The organism is Rhodopirellula sp. SH410, assembly GCF_055811895.1.
On sequence record NZ_CM147949.1, the window covers coordinates 6,245,944 to 6,264,039 of the forward strand.

At 59.0% G+C, this 18,096-nt stretch carries 8 protein-coding genes; 3 read left to right on the forward strand and 5 right to left on the reverse strand.

Going from position 1 to position 18,096, the window contains the following annotated elements; translation table 11 throughout:
• Window positions 1-47 precede the first annotated feature (47 nt).
• Window positions 48-1,256 (reverse strand): EF-hand domain-containing protein, encoded by a 1,209-nt coding sequence (locus SH410x_RS22975; protein ID WP_473671092.1) that lies wholly within the window; start codon window positions 1,254-1,256, stop codon window positions 48-50.
• 291 nt (window positions 1,257-1,547) lie between these two features.
• On the opposite strand from SH410x_RS22975, the gene SH410x_RS22980 reads away from it, so the two are divergent.
• The gene (locus SH410x_RS22980; RefSeq protein ID WP_473671094.1) at window positions 1,548-2,834 is read left to right on the forward strand and encodes an alkaline phosphatase family protein; all 1,287 of its coding nucleotides are present in this window, start codon (window positions 1,548-1,550) and stop codon (window positions 2,832-2,834) included.
• 122 nt (window positions 2,835-2,956) lie between these two features.
• Here SH410x_RS22980 and SH410x_RS22985 read toward each other — a convergent pair whose 3' ends face one another.
• Window positions 2,957-4,510, reverse strand: a complete 1,554-nt coding sequence (locus tag SH410x_RS22985) for a sulfatase family protein (protein ID WP_473671096.1) — start codon at window positions 4,508-4,510, stop codon at window positions 2,957-2,959.
• 270 nt (window positions 4,511-4,780) lie between these two features.
• Here SH410x_RS22985 and SH410x_RS22990 point away from each other — a divergent pair, with 270 nt between their 5' ends.
• Both SH410x_RS22990 and SH410x_RS22995 read left to right on the forward strand, forming a co-directional pair.
• Window positions 4,781-5,653 (forward strand): glycoside hydrolase family 16 protein, encoded by an 873-nt coding sequence (locus tag SH410x_RS22990; protein WP_473671098.1) that lies wholly within the window; start codon window positions 4,781-4,783, stop codon window positions 5,651-5,653.
• A gap of 75 nt (window positions 5,654-5,728) precedes the next feature.
• Window positions 5,729-6,517: an SGNH/GDSL hydrolase family protein gene (locus SH410x_RS22995; protein ID WP_473671100.1), complete on the forward strand. Its 789-nt coding sequence runs from the start codon at window positions 5,729-5,731 to the stop codon at window positions 6,515-6,517.
• Here SH410x_RS22995 and SH410x_RS23000 read toward each other — a convergent pair.
• The 3 genes from SH410x_RS23000 to SH410x_RS23010 are packed head-to-tail and all read right to left on the reverse strand — an operon-like array spanning window position 6,462 to window position 16,755.
• Window positions 6,462-7,595, reverse strand: coding sequence for a hypothetical protein (locus SH410x_RS23000; protein ID WP_473671101.1), 1,134 nt, complete (start codon window positions 7,593-7,595; stop codon window positions 6,462-6,464). The two genes, SH410x_RS22995 and SH410x_RS23000, sit on opposite strands and share 56 nt — an antisense overlap.
• Window positions 7,596-7,607: 12 nt before the next feature.
• Window positions 7,608-13,418: a WD40 repeat domain-containing serine/threonine protein kinase gene (locus tag SH410x_RS23005; protein WP_473671103.1), complete on the reverse strand. Its 5,811-nt coding sequence runs from the start codon at window positions 13,416-13,418 to the stop codon at window positions 7,608-7,610.
• Window positions 13,405-16,755: a beta strand repeat-containing protein gene (locus tag SH410x_RS23010; protein ID WP_473671105.1), complete on the reverse strand. Its 3,351-nt coding sequence runs from the start codon at window positions 16,753-16,755 to the stop codon at window positions 13,405-13,407. Before SH410x_RS23010 ends, SH410x_RS23005 begins: the two co-directional genes overlap by 14 nt.
• Window positions 16,756-18,096: the final 1,341 nt, after the last annotated feature.

Genomic DNA, 18,096 nt, shown 5'->3' on the forward strand with positions numbered 1-18,096 from the left:
GAACCGATCCGCGTCAGGTCGTGAGTCGCCATGCAGATAGCGGAATGTTACTCGCTCTGCTGTGCGTTCTTTTGACGTTCTCTCCGCATCTCGAGTCCGCGTTCTTTGACGGACGCAAGTTCCTCACTGGAGAGAGCACCATCTTCATCGCGATCGATGATTTTGATGAGGCGTTGGCCTGGCTCGGGCAGGCTGGTCAGTTCGTCTGCTGACAGGGATCCATCACCGTTCTCGTCAAGTTTCTTCAATCGCTCTAACATCGGCGAAGCATCGCGTTGGCCGCCTTTAGCGGTCGCCTGTTTTTCGCCCTGGGGTTTGTCGCCGCGGGGTTTGTCGGCGTGGGGTTTGTCGCCGTGGGGCTTGTCGGCTTGTTCGCCGTGCTGCTGATGGCGGGGACCACTTTCTTGTGATCCTCGTTCTCGGTGCTGCCCGTCTTGCCGGTCACGTCGTCCCCGTGGACCACGGCCTTCATCCGAGCGATCCCGTGCACCGCGTTCGCGTGCACCGCGATCCCGTCCGCCGCGTCCGTAGTCTCCGCGGCCCCGTCCGCCGCGACCATAATCTCCATGGCCACGTCCGCCGCGACCGTAGTCACCGCGTTCCTGTGATTTTCGTCCACGCGGACTTCGGTCCATATCGCGATGAGCGCCACGGCGAGGCGGGCGAGCGTCGCGTTGCCCCGAACGGGCATCTCGCTGCCCCGGGCGTGCATCTCGCTGCCCCGGGCGTGCATCTCGCTGCCCCGGGCGTGCGTCGCGTTGACCCGGGCGTGCGTCGCGTTGACCTGGCCGGGCATCACGTTGACCGGGCCGGGCCTGTCCAGCCATTTGAGGTCGCATTTCGCTCACATCAAGCTTGCCGTCATTATTTTTATCGATTCCCTTCAGGGCTGCCGACGCGTTTTCGATCTCTTCGCTGGAGATGCTTCCATCCTTGTCGGCGTCGAGGGCCGCGAGAACAGGCAGCATCTGCATCATACGTCCTGGTTCGACTGGGCCCCCCGGGCCACGCTGAGCCCCAGGTCCATCGCGATGATCTCGTGCGCCGTCTTCACCATGTGGGCCATGCTCACCATGTGGGCCATGCTCACCGCGTGGGCCATGTTCCGCTTTTGAATCACCATCACCGCGTTCATGTTCGCCACTTGGTGGACGTCCGTCGCGACCATTTTGCTCGGGAGGGGCGGCTGACACGATCGGTGCGAACGTCCAGGCAACGCCCGTGACCAACAACAGACCGAATGTTTTCCTACGCATTTTCCAACGCCTAATTTCGAGAATAGAGGGGAAGAGATTTGTTTCGTTTCCTCAAGACATTTAACGTAGTAATCACACAAAGGTTTCGCAGAGTTTCTATAATTGGCGCCGTGGCGGCGGAGCTTGAGTGTCTGAACCCTTCAGCGAGCGACGTGGCAAGATCCTGTATTGCACGAGCTTTTTATGACGACGAATCAGTTGTGGCGTTGGACTTGGATCACTGGTTTCATCGCCTCGTTAAGCTGCGCAGCTTGGTCAACCGCCGCTGCAGCGGACAGGGATCGGCATGTCGTGTTAGTTTCGCTTGATGGCTTGGCAGCGTACTTGGTTGACGACCCACAGGTTCCGCTACCGACCATTCGCGCGCTCGCACGCGAGGGTGCCATTGTTGACGGTGGGATGACGGTATCCAACCCATCGGTGACGTGGCCGAATCACACCACCTTGGTCACGGGAGTGCGACCGGAAAAGCACGGCGTGCTGGCCAACGGCGTCCTTGTGCGAGGTGCCATCGGCGTACCGACCACCATTGACAGCGATCGCAATCAAGACGATCTCGTACGCATCCCCACGCTCGTTGACGCCGTGCATGCCGCGGGCCTTTCGACCGCAGAGATCAACTGGCCATGCACGCGAGGGTCGGACTCGCTCGACGATTCCTTTTCGGATGTCCCACGGGCGGTTGAGTACATGACGCCTCGACTCCGAAGTGAACTGATTGAGATGGGTTTCTTGACCGACGATACCGACCAGTCGTTCAAAGCCGTCAGTTCGGTGGGGCGTGACTACATCTGGACGGAGGCGGCATGTCATCTCATTCGCGAGCGGAAGCCGAATCTGTTACTGCTACACCTGCTCAATGTCGACGGCACGCACCACAAGTTCGGACCACAATCACCGGAGGGCTATACCGCCAACGCCTACGCTGACATGTGCTTGGCCCGGATCATCGCTGCGCTCGACGAGGCCGGCATTCGAGAAAACACGACATTGATCGTCGTTTCCGATCACGGATTTACGAGAACCCCCAAAGCGATTCGCCCCAATGTGCTGTTACGGCAAGCGGGATTGCTGAGTGTGGATGAGGGGAGACTGAGCACGGCCCAGGTCCATGTGGTTCCCGAAGGCGGCATCGGACTCATTTACTGCACCCATCCTGGCGAAGCAGCACAGCAGGCCGAGAAGGTCAAACAAATGTTCGAGGGCCAAGAGGGGGTGGCTGAGGTCGTGTTACCCAACCGCTTTAGCGAAATCGGTCTGCAACATCCACGCGAATACCGCCAATCACCGGACGCTGTTTTGGTCGCCGCCGATGGGTACGCTGTCTCGGGGTCGGTAACCGGTGAGACATTCGTGACATCGAATACGGAAGCGAAGACGGCCCTGGGGTCTCACGGATTCATCTCCAAGCAGCCGAAGATGAAAGCGATGTGCATTTTGTCGGGTGCGAACATTCAGCCCGGAACGCACCTGTCCACGATCGAAAACATTGACATCGCGCCGACCATCGCCAAATTGCTCGGCGTGACGTACTCGCTCAGCGACGGCAGCCCGCTTGACGCTGCGATGGTCAAGTAACGCTGCCGAGGGTGTGGTTGCACTTCGCATTTCCGGCATCGTAGGATGGGACCATTGTCCCGTCCGGGATGCCTCGATGCGAAGTCGACTTTCGATTGCTCGCTCGGGACCATAGTCCCAAGCTACGTTTTTTCTCGCTCAATGATCGCTGCGAGATCCGCTTTCATCTGAGCCGCGATCTCCGGATGTTGTTCGATCACGTTGTGCTGCTCAGAGGGATCTTGCTCGAGGTCGAACAGCATGAATGCAGGCACTTTGCGATTCTGCAGCGGTTCTTCGACGACGACGTTGCGTGCTTGCCCTGAATCATAGCGGTGCAGTTTCCACTTGCCTTTGCGGAAGCCGAAATTGCCTCGACTACCGTTGTCTTGCTGAATCAAGCTCTCGCGGCCTTGGGCCCCGGCGCGTCCCAACAGCACTCCCGAGACATCAACGCTGTCCTGACAGGCGTTTCCAGGCACCCCTTGGCCCACGATCGCCGCCAGACTCGCGGCCAGGTCGATGGTGCAGACGACCGCATCTTCAACGCCTGGCTCGATATGCCCCGTCCAGCGGGTGACGAAAGGTACTCGAGTGCCGCCTTCATACACGCTGTATTTTCCGCCGGTGAACTCGCCCGCGGCGCGATGCTCGCCGATCTTCTCGATCGCCCCGTCCTTGTACCCGTCATCGAGCACGGGACCGTTGTCGCTGGTCAAAATAACGAGCGTGTTCTCCGCAAGATCGAGCCGATTGAGGGTCTTCATGAGTTCGCCGACGCACCAATCAAACTCGATGATGCAATCGCCACGATACCCCAACGTCGTCTTCCCTTGGAATCGTTCATGGGGCATCCGGGGCACGTGGATATCATGTCCAGAGAAGAACAAAAAGAACGATTCATCTTGATGTTGCTCGATAAACTCATTGGATTTCTCAACCCACTTGTCGGCCAAGTCCTCGTCGCGGAATCGGGCGTCCTTGCCTCCGGTGTAGAACCCAATTCGGCTGATACCGTTATGAATCGTCCCATTGTGTCCGTGCGACCAATCCATTCTCAATGAATCACGCTGCGAAATCCCAGTGGGATAGTCCTTGCTCGGCTTTTTATTGCCGACCCACAGCGGATCGGCGGGATCGAGATTCAGCACGCGATGGTTCTGCACGTAAACCTGGGGCACCCGGTCGTTCGTGGTCGGCAACAGGAAACAGGAATCAAACCCAATCTCCAGTGGTCCCGGCTTCAATTCTCCATTCCAGTCCGGGCCGCCATCGCCCCCCAGACCCAGGTGCCATTTGCCAACGACGCCGGTCGCATATCCAGCCTTCCCGAGAAGGGATGCGACGGTTTCGGTACCGGGCTGGATGATCGCCGGCGCATTCGGTGCCGCAATGCCCGTGCCCGCAGTCCGGAACGCATAGTCGCCCGTCAGGAACGAGTAGCGAGTCGGCGTGCACGTCGATGCCGAGCAGTATCCGTCCGTAAAACGAATTCCTTCAGACGCAAGTTTGTCGATATTCGGAGTCTGCAGCGCTGTCGCACCGTTGCATGAGACGTCCCCGTAGCCAAGGTCATCTGCCATGATCACGATGATGTTGGGCCGCTCCGGCGAGGCGGCACGTGACGATGCTCCGCCAAGCGAGATGAAACACAAAGCGGACAAGGCCGCCCAAAAGAAGGAGGTGGTTTTGCTCATCTGGTTTTTTTGAGGGAGGAGAGAAGTTGGGATCGCTACCTACTATCAACGCTGGGTTCAGCTACGTCAAATCGGCTCGGTTCGATTCGCGGATCGAGCATCGCCGTGCGTCGCCGGGAGACACTTCCGCCCCTTCGAAAACGCACTTCACTCGGTTTCGGAGGCGGCACGACTGAGCGTTTCGGAGAGACTCGGCGACTCATAGCGGCGACTCATAGCGACTACACTGGGGACCTACGGTTCACTCAAAACACCTCCCTGGAATTACCGATGTCCGTTTCGATGACGCGTTCGACTCGTATAGACGACGCCCCGCCGATACTGGCGAGTTATTGCCCAGTTGTCCTATCCTTGCTGTGCGTCGGACTCACCGGGTGCGGTGTCGTGGTGGCTCAAGAAAGCGACGTGACCGCCGCATCGAAGTTGATTTGGAGTGACGAATTCGATGGCGATTCGCTCGACTATTCTCAATGGGGTGTCGCCGTGGAAGCATTTGGTGGCGGCAATCATGAATTGCAGATCTACACCGACCGCTCGCAAAACGTCCGAGTTGAGAACGGCAATCTGATCCTCGAGGCGCGACATGACCATGCTGGCATATCGGGCACGGTACGCGACTATTCCTCCGGCAAGGTTCACACCAAACATCGGGGTGATTGGAAATACGGGCGTATCGAAGTACGTGCAAAACTGCCGGTCGGTCAAGGAATTTGGCCCGCGATTTGGATGCTGCCGACCGATGATGTGTACGGTGGATGGGCTGCGAGCGGCGAGATTGACATCATGGAGTATCGTGGCCAAACGCCCAATGAAGTCCTGGGGACGTTGCACTACGGTGGTGGCTGGCCGAAAAACACACACACGGGCTCATCCTACAGCCTGCCCACCGGTACATTTCATGATGACTTCCACGTCTATTCGGTGGATTGGCGGGAAGGACAGATTGTTTGGTCGGTCGATGGAAAACCCTACCAAACGCAGACCCAGTGGCGTTCCGATGGTGGCGACTATCCCGCACCGTTCGATCAGCGATTCCATCTGATACTCAACCTCGCCGTCGGTGGCGGATTCGTCGGCAACCCGGACGCGACGACCACCTTCCCACAACAGTTTTTGATTGACTACGTCCGTGTCTATCGCTAGCGTCAACAATCCAGTCACCTGCGCTGCCTCGTTCGTCAGAACGTGAGTTCCTCCCACCAACAGAAAGCAACCACCATGCATCACCACCTCCGATTGCCGCTCACTTTCATCCTCTTGTTCGCCATCAGCCCGTTGGTAAATGCGGCCCCACCAACATCTTCGACATCAGAATCGGGTTCGCAGGCGAAACCCCAAGCGGGCAAGTGGGCGGTGACGCCTGATGCTGATCTGCCCAACGTGTTGATTCTCGGCGACTCGATCTCGATTGCATACACGCTGCAGGTCCGCGAGGCACTTGCGGGCAAAGCCAACGTGTATCGTCCGCACGCGGCGAACGGAACGCGGCCGGAGAATTGCTCCGGCACGACCAGGGGCGTGGCCGAGATCGATCGCTGGTTAAAAGGACATCAGTGGGATGTGATCCACTTCAATTTTGGCCTGCACGATCTCAAACATGTCCAACAGGCCGGTGCATCCAAAGCGTCCAACTCCATGGAGGATCCACGTCAGGCAGATCCGCAAACCTATCGTGAGAATCTGACCAAGATCGTTGAAAAACTCAAAGCGACCGATGCGGAGTTGATCTACGCCACCACGACCGGATATCCCGCTGGCGTGAGCCCAGCACGACTTCCAGCGGACGCGAAGGTATACAACGATGTCGCGGTCGAAATCATGAAAGCGAATGATATCGAGATCGACGATCTGTACGCCCTATGCCAGGACCGTCTCGACGAGCTTCAGCTGACCAAGAACGTGCACTTCAACGCAAAAGGCCAGGCCGTCCAAGCCAAGCAGGTAGCAAGTTTCATTGAGCAGGCATTGAAGAGTCGCCATCCATCCTCGCCGAACGTTTCCAAATGAATCCGTCGAGGACATAGTGGGTGATCTGGGGCACAGCGAGCAGCGGTGCCAACCATGCTCCATGGGCGACTTCCCCACCGTCCGCATCCGTCCCCCCTTGGCTAGCGAAATCGGCCCAGCCGAATAGCCAGGGGCGCTGATGCGAGAGGCCGCAGTCCCAAATTAATTCTTCGGCATAAGCGAGCATCCAAATGGCGCCGAGGAACAGCGAGAGGCGACCGACGGTGGTGCGCCAACGCGGTGGCGCCGACTCGTCACCGCGGCGCCACCGGAACCAATAGATCAACACCATGTAGGGTACGCCGTGGATAATCACGTTGGTGACCGTGAAGGCGTAATCGGAATTGAGCGAAATGATGCCGACATACCAACACAACGCCGTGCTAGTCACGACGATGTCTTTGCCCGGATTCCAATCGCCACGCAGGGCGCCGCGGTACAGTGACCGGGCGGCGTATAAGAGCAGCGCGGCCCAGTAGATTGGCTGCAGGATCGTCGCCGTCATCGGTGGCAACGTGATAAAATCGCCGGCATTGAACCAACTGAAATTGCGTGGCAAGTGGGCGTGCCAATAGACCAAGGGGTAAACGGTCGCGAGGTAGATCGCGGCCGCGTCGATCCACCACCCCCACTTTTCATTGTCGTGCTCGCGAGATCGGTAGAGTGCGACCCACCCATACTGCTGGCGAATGAAGTGAAAGACCGCGAGATAGGCTAACAAGCTCCAAAACAAGGTCACGCTTTCACTATAGACCGAAGCACCCACTAGAAAAGCGAGCAAAGGCGTCAGCGAGTACAACCAGGGCCGGCGGCGCAATTCAGTCGGATCGAAATAGACGCGAAATCCTGTCGCATAGACGTGTGCCACGTCGATGAGCAAGATCGCGGCGATCCAGGTCCAACCCGATGTCTCGTCGTGCAGTATCCCCAACGCCGCCCCGATCGGCAACATCGCCAAAGCGAGCACCGCGCTGCCGCCAAAGGTGAGCACATCGACGAGCGGCGAGAACAATGCGGGAAATCGAGCGGGCGATCGTGGTCGAGTCGCGTTTCGCAAAAGGCCGTCAGAAGATGACATGAGACAAGATGGCTAGGGATCGCAAGCTGGCCAGAGAATCACATTGCCGTCGCGTCCGGCGGTCACCATCAGTGTCCCACTCGAATTGAAATCGATCGCCGTCACGCCGCCACGGTGCCTGACCAATTCCAGCAACTCGCGGCCCGTCCGCTCGATTTGATTTCTCGCAGTCCCCGCGTCGAGAGTCATGGGTGTCTGCTCGAAACGTGGATCCCAAACGCGGACGCTGCGGTCTTCCGAAGCGGTAAATAAACGCAGAGTCGATTGGGACGTCGTTGAACTGGACGGGGCTTCTGCGTCTTCGGACGGGCGGAGTGGTTGGTCGACAGTGGCGGCCGCACCAATCATTGCAACTCCAGAAATCGCTTCAGCATGCCCTTTCAAAACCGCATCCGGTGGATCGCCCGGTTCTCGCGGCTTGGACAGATCCCACATCCGCGCTAATTTATCGCTGCCCGCAGCGGCCACAAATCGTCCGTCGGGTGAAAAGCATCCGGCGAAAACACTGCCGATATCTGGATCCGAAAGCAAAACTTGTTGCGTTCCGCCCACGAGATCATACAAAATGACGTGTCCACGATTGGTCGTCGCAAGTAACTCGCGGCCATCGGGAGAGATCGACAGTGACAATGCCGTTCCCGCATCTCCCTCGTGCCCTGCATTCTGCGAAGTGAGTGTCTCGAGTGGCTCGAAGCTGCCCGCGTCCCGATGGAAAGCCCACCGTCGGATCGAGCCGTCGTCGCCTCCGGTAAAGAATTCATGCGGCGCCGCTTCGCCGACAAACGCGATCGACCGCACAGCACCTGCATGAGGCGATTCCAACTTGCCGATCGCGACGCCGGTGTGCGAATCCCAGGCCTTCACGCTGCGACTGCCGGTGAGCACGATCTCTCCATCGGGCGAGACCGCAGCCACACTGATCGCTCCATGGATACGATAGCTCACCTCAAGACTGCGTGATGCCGTATTCCAGCGGTACGCCGAGTTCCCGTGCAACGTGATTAATTCGTCGCCGCCGAGCGGGATGGCTGCCGAGACATCGCCCAGACGCTCAGGTAGCCCCAACGCAACCTCTTTGCTGGCGTGGCCAAGGTCCGCATCGGCCCGCCAACGCTCAACGCGGCTAGGAGCCTCTCCGGGAGGATTGATTGCCACGAGCGCATGATGCCCCGATTCATCGATGGACACCGACGCGATTCCGGGACGCCCCCCTGAGCGAGTGAGTTCATCCGCCTTCACGTTTTGTGTTACGAGCGTTTGATAGGCAGCGGATTGATCGCTCGTCGGCAGTCGCCAGAACACCGCATGATGGACGGTGGCGTCCACCTTCTGCAGTTCGGAAGACGTGACGGCTCGCTGTCCATCGCCGGAGAGTCTCACGCTTGTGACGATCCCATCATGATCCAAACGATCAACAATTTCCCGCGAACCGAGATCCAATCGGGTGAGTCGCTCGTCGTCGGCCGCAATCCAAACGCTGTCCCCATCAGGCGTCAGGGCGAGGTCGTTGATTCGCGTCCCCAGCAGCAGATCAATAGGCTCGCCCACCGCCGCACCGGTTTCAACGTTCCACACAATGATCCGCCCCGCGCGGTCAGCGGTCAGTGCACGTTTTGCATCGGCAGTAATGGCGGAGGCGGTCACGGCTTCCTCGTGCCCCGCAAGTCGATGCTCGGCCGTTGCCGTTGAGGTTTCGGGATCGAAACGCCAGAGGATGACGCGTGTTTCGGGCGAGCTGGATCCGGTCAGGATCACACGGCTGTCAGCGGAGAGCGATAGCACCTGGTTCAGCCCGGTGCCGGAGAGCGTTCCCAACTCCGTCCCCCGGCCAAGATCCCAAATGCGTACCACGGCATCGGCACCGCCAATAAAAAGTTTGTTCGCTGAACGATTGACACGCATCGACATCGCCCGAAACTCGCTGCCTTCGTCCAAGGAAACCAGGGGCGTCTGCTCACTGCGTGATGGATCCGTCGCGCTCGTTGGGACCTCGCCGATCGCCATTTCGGCGGTGGTTTTCAACCGCAGTGTGGTCGGATCGATCGTCAGCACCCGGGCCGTGCGATCACGGCTCGCCGTGACGACGCGTTGTCCATCAACGGAGAGTACCGCCGATGAAATGGAGTCATCGTGAACATGCGTGAGGATGGGATCGTGAACGAGAAGTCCCGCACAGAAGCCACCTGCGTTCACACTCGATATCGCCGCCTCTGCCAATTTCAGCGAAGCGTCCTGGCCAATGAGAACGCTTGCGTCGCCGGGGGCCAACTCGACACCCGACCGCCAGAGGCGAATCGAATCATCCTCGCCCACCGAGACCACCTGTTGACCATCAGAGGACAGGAACGCGGCATCCGAGACAGCCCCGCCATGACCGCGAAGCGTCCTCAGTAGACGATCGGATGGAAGCGTTGCCGATGAATCGGCCGGTTCGATCTGCCACAGATGGATCAGATAGTCGTCGCCACTGGTGAGCAACGTTTGGCCATCGGCCGAAAATGAAATACTGCGCACGTTCGAACGATGTGCCGGTGCGACCTCAGACACCTCTGCGAAGTCATCGGCATCGATCTCTGGGTTGCTCAAGCGGGTAAAGCTCATCGATGCGGCATCGTCCCCGGTGCGGCGGGTGGTTCTCGAATCGTCGCCTGGTTCTGATTGGCTGGCCACTTCCACTGCGTTTTTAACGAGACTTTCGACGTCCCGCTGCTGAAGCTCCGCGATCGGCCACAGCATCACATTGCCGTCGACGTCACCGGACGCGGCGATCCTGGCGTCCGGCGAAATGGCAACACGGGTCACCGGGGACGTATGTTCGGCAAAGACGCCGCGGCGTTCGGAGTGCAATTCCTCACCCGTTTGAACGTCCCACACGACAACTTGACCAAGCCGTTTTTCCGCCACGCCCGCCACGATACGGAACCCATCAGGAGCGGGACCACATGCGATGTCCACGACGGGCGCGATGTGCCATAGCACCTTCTCGTCGTCGAGGTTATTGAGGTTCCAAATGCGTACCGTACGATCATCCGATGCCGACACCAGGTAATCCTCATCGATCATTTGGATCGCGGTCACAGGTCCCTGATGCCCTACCAAACGCTGGAATTTCAGACCGGATGGCGAGGTCGCCGCACCGAGCGACTGGGGGTCGAACAGCAGAATGTCACCGTTTTCGGTCCCCGCCGCCCCGCGTTTGCCATCTTCTGCAATCGCGATGCAGGAGGCGTGCTCGCCATCGGGTAACCCCATCGGCCGCGGGGTGTCAACCACGATTGGTGGGTCCGCTGCTGCCGCGACCGTGATCGCTGAGAGCGTCCCATCGTCGAGTCGCACGATCGCGGGAGTCCCGATACCAGGCTGGCTCGGTCGGCCTGCTATCGCCAATCCCACCACTTCGGTCGCAGTGGCTAATGACGCCGTCGATTGGTTGGCGAGTGAAGAGAGGTAGCGCAGTTCCCAAGGGACCGCATCGGAATCTCGCTGCGCGATCAATTCCTCGATAAGTCGTCTCGCTTCAGTGAATTCATTGCGGTCGATACGCGCCTTGGCGAGACCGACGCCTGAAACATAACTTTCGTATTTGGCTTTCGATAGATTTTCCATGGCGCGGTACTCACTCTGACGGGCAGCACTCTCGCTCGCTCGCGCGTCGTCAGCACTTTTGTCGGCACGCAATCTCGCTTCGATCGCCTCACGCTGCTTGCTTTCCGCAAGAAACCGTTGCTGATCGGCGATCGCCCGTTGCTCATCAGCCTTCAAACGTTGCTGATCGGCCTTGATGGTTTGCTCGATCGCTTCTTGGGCGCTAATGTCTGCCTTCGTCCGAGCTTGATTGATCACAAAGATCGCGACCGAACCGCCAATGAGGATGAATGCGAGCAGCGCGGCAGCCACTTTTTTCAGCACTGCAAATCGCGTCTCCCGCTGGCGTCGTTGCTGCAACGCAGTCTTCAAATCCTCGATCAGCTTAGCGTGATTTGGGTTTTGCTCGTCGAGCAGTGTCAGCCCGAGATCGAAGTCTTCGTTTTGAAAGGCCGCCTCCGCATGGGCGAACTTGGCCTGATCAAGTCCAATTCGGGCCGCCTCGTTGCCAGGCCACAGCGTGATGGCTTCCTCAAAGCCGAATTGTGCACGGGTATAACTCGTATAGGACTTCTCTTTTCGTGCGCAACGCAAGTCGCTGTCCGCCCGCATACCCAAGGCGATGCTCTCGGCATGCGATCGGTACTTTCGAATTGCGTCTTGGAACTCCGTGGTTTCGGCGTAGCGATCGGCAGGGTTCAGCGACATCGCTTTGAGCGCGATGCACATCAGCTCCCCTTGGTACTTCGGATCAAACTCACAAATTTCGTTATTGGCAACCGCCCGCAAACATTGGCTCACGTTGGGCGCATGGTGCGGCGGCCGGCCCGTGATGATCATGAACAGCGTCGCGCCGAGCAAATAGATATCGGCCGCTGGACCGACTTTCTCAAGCGGCCCCGTCGCCATTTCGGGCGCCATCATCGAGGGCGTCCCACCGAGCCCCGTGGCGGGAGTGATCGAATCGAGTTTCTCAAAGTTCGGCTTGGCCAGGGCGATTCCCCAGTCCATCACCATCACGACACCAAAATCACCCAACATCACGTTCTCGGGTTTGATGTCGCGGTGCACGACGCCTCGAGTATGGGCATAGCCGATCGCGTCGGCGACCTTGATCAATATCTCAAGGTTCTCTTCAAGCGTTTTCTCGCCGATCGCCTCGGACCATGGCGTGCCAATGACACGTTTCATCGAATAGAACAATGTGCTGTCGCCGGTCAACGCAACATCGTGAATCGGCACAATATTCGGATGGTCGAGATCCCCCGTCACAACCGCTTCAGTTAAGAACTGTTGGCGTCGCCCTTGTTCAACGCTGTCGAGTTGTCCCTGCTGAGCGAGCTGTTTGCGCTTGGAATCGTCGAGCGGCCGAATCACCTTCACGGCGATCAAGCGATCGAGCGATCCCTGCCGTGCGACAAAAACGTTGCCCATCCCGCCACGTCCGAGCAACCGTACAAGCCGGTAGTCGGCGGCTTCGTTCTCGCCGTGAATTTGCGTCGCCACGATTTGACTGCGCAGCTGCAAGCGTGTTTCCACGATCGTCCGGTCAATCGGCAGTGGCTGCACCGTGGGTTCATTCGGCGAGGTGAACTCCGCCGACATCTCAGCCCAGTACTTCGCTTCGGCAGAGGAGAGGGCCCGAGGGTTGATGGTCTGGTCGAGGTTCGAGTCTTCTAGTACCGAGCCGCCATCTTCACCACTGCCGCCCGGAGATTCACCCAGATCGATTGAGAAATCACCCGACGACGCCATCGTGGCATTGGGATCAAAGTCACCGGTGTGCTCAATCGTTGCATCGGCATCAAAACGCTCATCGCCCCCAACCTCAACATCGGCGTTGGCATCGAAGTGGTCGGTTTCCTCGAGCGTTGCGTTGGGATCAAACTCTCGAATTTTGGGACTGGTCGGTGCGACGTCGAACTGTTCCGTTCCCTCGATGGTCGCATCGGGGTCGAAAGGAGCTGCATCCTCAACAGTCGCGTTCGGATCAGATCCGCCTGTCTGCTCAATCGCCGCATCTGCCTCCAAACGGTGCTCGACCTGGTCCGTTTCGCGCCGAACAACTCGTCCCGCGTCCTGCACCGTGGCATTCGGGTCGCCGCCATGGGTGTGCTCGATCGTCGCGTTGGGATCAAACGGATTGGTGTCTGTTACCGTTGCGTCTGCATCAAAATTCGGGATCTCGTTGATCGTAGCATCCGGATCCTGATCCGGTAAGTTTTTATCGCGTTCCATCATCCAACTCGTTGGCAGGAGTCGCCTCTAGCTGTTCGATCTGGCCCGAAAGGTCGAGCACGTCGAGTTCCAAGGGAGCACCCTCAATGTCGTTTTCCAAGATGATGGCTTTGCCACCTCGCAAATCGACTCGCAGTATCATTCGTTCATCGCTATTGCCGATCACATAATCGATCTCGTACGCACCATCAGGTAGTTCCTCGAAGAGTTCATCCAATCGATCTTCCGCGAGGATACTCTCAGGCAAGCGAATCGGCTCGATCAAGTCTTCGCCATTGGGATCCGGCGACAGGGTGCGCAACTGAAAAAACTCGTCGCGAATCGAGGGCGGCGACGCGGACGTTTCGACCGCATCGACGATCACGCGATTGAGTTGGACGGAGGAGACCAAAATCACCGGAGGCGTTGGCTCAATGGGTTCAGGCAGCACGTCGCGGACGGGATAGAACGCCATCGGCACGTTCACTCGCGGGATGACAAAGAACGCCCGCCCACTTTCGAGCGGCGACGTCAATGGATTGTCCGTCGATGAGAGCACTCGACCGGGGACCGAGTTCTGCAGCGTCGGCCCGCCAGCGGTCGCAACTTGATTTGCCGGTACGGTTTGTTCGATCGAGTCACCCGTGACAACAATGGAAGCGTGGTGGGAAACGGCGAAGCGGACGGCGAGTGGATCCGTTGCGCTGCCGCGGCCGTTGAGCGTCGAATTCAAAATGTCCGATTGGAGATAGATGTGGGAGACGTCGACGCGCGTGTGGTCCCCTGCCAAATTATCAAGTTGCTCGAAGCGGTTGGACTCCCCGCCCCAATCAATCGATAGCGTGAGCCCATTCTCACCGGCAGCCCCGATGTCGACCGACAGCACGCCCGACGCATCGTTCACATTGGCCTGGGTCAGAATATCCGTACTGATCGACTCCACATCATAAAATGCGGTTTCAATTTTGACGTAATTTGGGTCCGTAGGATCGGTGATCACCCCCGGATAAACAGGCTGAATCTGGCCAGATCCCACAACGACCAGTTCCGGTCGTGGCGCGAACCGGTGTGCGATACCGATTCCGTCGCCCGTGTTGATCTCAAAATCATCACCGAGGACAACCGTCGTTGCATTGATTTGCACTGCACCGTCCGTGATTTGGCTGGCGTAGATTTGTACAGAGTCACCCGCGATCCACCCATCACCTGCTGACATCATGACGCGACCATTGTCACCGCCGGCAATGATCTCGTGATCCGCTGCGGTGTCGTGGTTGCCGGCCACAATGTCCGTGATTTGAATGTCGCCGCTGGCGATGACACTGATTTCACCATTTTCGGTCGTCAGAACATTGTCGTTGTTGAGATCAGATGAAACCAGTTCGACAGAACCTGTGACGCTCACATGGATATCGCCGCGCACGCTGCCGCTGGCCGTTTCGATCTGGTGGACGGTCATCGTCGCCCCGGGGCGACCACTGACGTCACTATGCAAATCGACACTTCCCCTGCTATCGATCCGGTCGACGGTACCGATTGAGTTCGCGACCTGTGACAGGTCGATATCACCATCGGCGTCGACCGACAGGTAAGCCGCGGTGATGCTGGTACCGCCGGCCTGGCTAATCGCACCACCCAACGGGGGCCCGACGCCTCCGATCTGCAACGTCCCCTCGGCCACATTGACCTGACCGAGCCGCAGAGAGCTGGCATCGTCGATCGTGATCAACCCTCCGGTGATGTCAGATGTCAGCGTGCTGGTGCCCAAATCAACATCACTACCACCACCATCGATGTGAATGTCGCCGGCGACAAGGTTCAGCGTGCTGCCCGGTACGCCTGAGCCCAGAAAGACAGTCAGGTCGTCGATCGAGTTACCGCTATTGGATATGTCCACGTCACTCCCGGCATAGACCGACACGAGAGGCGCTGTGATGCTGGTCCCCGCAGCCTGGCTGATCGCACCGCTCAACGGGGTCCCGACGTCTCCGATCTGCAACGTCCCCTCAGAGACATCGATCTGACCGAGCAGCAGAGAGCTGGCATCGTCGATCGTGATCAACCCTCCGGTGATGTCAGATGTCAGCGTGCTGGTGCCCAAATCAACATCACTACCACCACCATCGATGTGGATGTCGCCGGCGACAAGGTTCAGCCTGCTGCCCGGTACGCCTGAGCCCAGAAAGACAGTCAGGTCGTCGATCGAGTTACCGCTATTGGATATGTCCACGTCACTCCCGGCATAGACCGACACGAGAGGCGCTGTGATGCCGGTCCCCGCTGCCTGGCTGATCGCACCGCTCAACGGGGTCCCGACGTCTCCGATCTGCAACGTCCCCTCAGAGACATCGATCTGACCGAGCAGCAGAGAGCTGGCATCGTTGATCGTGATCAACCCTCCGGTGATGTCAGATGTCAGCGTGCTGGTGCCCAAATCAACATCACTACCACCACCATCGATGTGAATGTCGCCGGCGACAAGGTTTAGCGTGCTGCCCGGTACGCCTGAGCCCAGAAAGACAGTCAGGTCGTCGATCGAGTTACCGCCGTTGGATATGTCCACGTCACTCCCGGCATAGACCGACACGAGAGGCGCTGTGATGCTGGTCCCCGCTGCCTGGCTGATCGCACCGCTCAACGGGGTCCCGACGTCTCCGATCTGCAGCGTCCCCTCAGAGACATCGATCTGACCGAGCAGCAGAGAGCTGGCATCGTCGATCGTGATCAACCCTCCGGTGCCAGCGGACACCAGCGTGCTGGTGTTCAAATCAATATCATCGCCACCACCGTCGATGAGGATGGTCTCCCCCGCCAGAACGAGCGTATTGTCTGACACGCCCGATCCGTCTGCATTGAGAAGAATCGTGAGCGAGTCGTCGCCCGCCCCGCCATTCGCGGTGATGTCGAGCCCTACCGGCACATCGACCTGCAGTGAATCATCTCCAGCGCCCAAATTAGCGATCAGCCGCCCCGATGTGATCAGGCTCGGATCGAGCGAGTTGGCATACACTGGGTTGCCTGACGCATCCGTGCCCGTGTAAATCGGCACCAAGACCCCGGAATCCCAAATGGACAGGTTGCCAGATAGATCAAGCCTCACATCCAAATCGTCCGCCGGATCTCCAACCGCGCTATCGCCGGTAATGACCAAGTCGCCTGAGTCAAACAGAGCGGCGGTAGCATTGAGCACAATCCGCGGCTCGAGCACGCGAACGCGTGGAATCCATGGCTCGTTCCTCGCGGGAGGAGACCTACGGCGCGGCTCACGCTCCTGAGCGGATTCGAGCAACCCACGACGCCAATGACCGCGTACGGCCTCGAAAATCGAGCGAAATCGGTTTGGCGAGCGGAATTTCATACATCGTCAGTACGAGCGGAGGGTACATCTGCCCTGCAATTCTACTCAAATTGGGCTGAATAAGCGATTGAGACCGCTATTTCAAACGCAGAAATTTGCATAGATCGCCAGACAGCTCCGACCGGTTTGGTTTTGCGGTAGGCTCGAATCAGACGACATGACTTCGAAACCTCCTGCTGACGATTCAGCCGAAACTCGCCCGCGACCGGGCTGGCGGCGGTACCCGGTGCCTTACGGCACACTCGGATCATCAGAGTGGTGCCGACAAAAGGGCGGGGAAGTACGCGGCGGTACCCGGTGCCTTACGGCACTCGGCTCAAAAGAGTGGTGCCGGCAAACAGGCGGGGAAAGTACGCGGCGGTACCCGGTGCCTTACGGCACTCGGCTCAAAAGAGTGGTGCCGGCAAATAGGCGGGGGAAGTACGCGGCGGTACCCGGTGCCTTACGGCACTCGGCTCAAAAGAGTGGCGCCGGCAAATAGGCGGGGAAGTACGCGGCGGTACCCGGTGCCTTACGGCACTCGGCTCAAAAGAGTGGCGCCGGCAAATAGGCGGGGGAAGTACGCGGCGGTACCCGGTGCCTTACGGCACTCGGCTCAAAAGAGTGGCGCCGGCAAATAGGCGGGGAAGTACGCGGCGGTACCCGGTGCCTTACGGCACTCGGCTCAAAAGAGTGGTGCCGGCAAATAGGCGGGGGAAGTACGCGGCGGTACCCGGTGCCTTACGGCACTCGGCTCAAAAGAGTGGCGCCGGCAAATAGGCGGGGAAGTACGCGGCGGTACCCGGTGCCTTACGGCACTCGGCTCAAAAGAGTGGTGCCGGCAAATAGGCGGGGGAAGTACGCGGCGGTACCCGGTGCCTTACGGCACTCGGCTCAAAAGAGTGGCGCCGGCAAATAGGCGGGGGAAGTACGCGGCGGTACCCGGTGCCTTACGGCACTCGGCTCAAAAGAGTGGTGCCGGCAAATAGGCGGGGGAAGTACGCGGCGGCACCCGGTGCCTTACGGCACTCGGCTCAAAAGAGTGGTGCCGGCAAACAGGCGGGGAAAGTACGCGGCGGTACCCGGTGCCTTACGGCACTCGGCTCAAAAGAGTGGCGCCGGCAAATAGGCGGGGGAAGTACGCGGCGGTACCCGGTGCCTTACGGCACTCGGCTCAAAAGAGTGGCGCCGGCAAATAGGCGGGGGAAGTACGCGGCGGTACCCGGTGCCTTACGGCACTCGGCTCAAAAGAGTGGCGCCGGTAAACAGGCGGGGGAAGTACGCGGCGGTACCCGGTGCCTTACGGCACTCGGCTCAAAAGAGTGGTGCCGGCAAATAGGCGGGGGAAGTACGCGGCGGTAC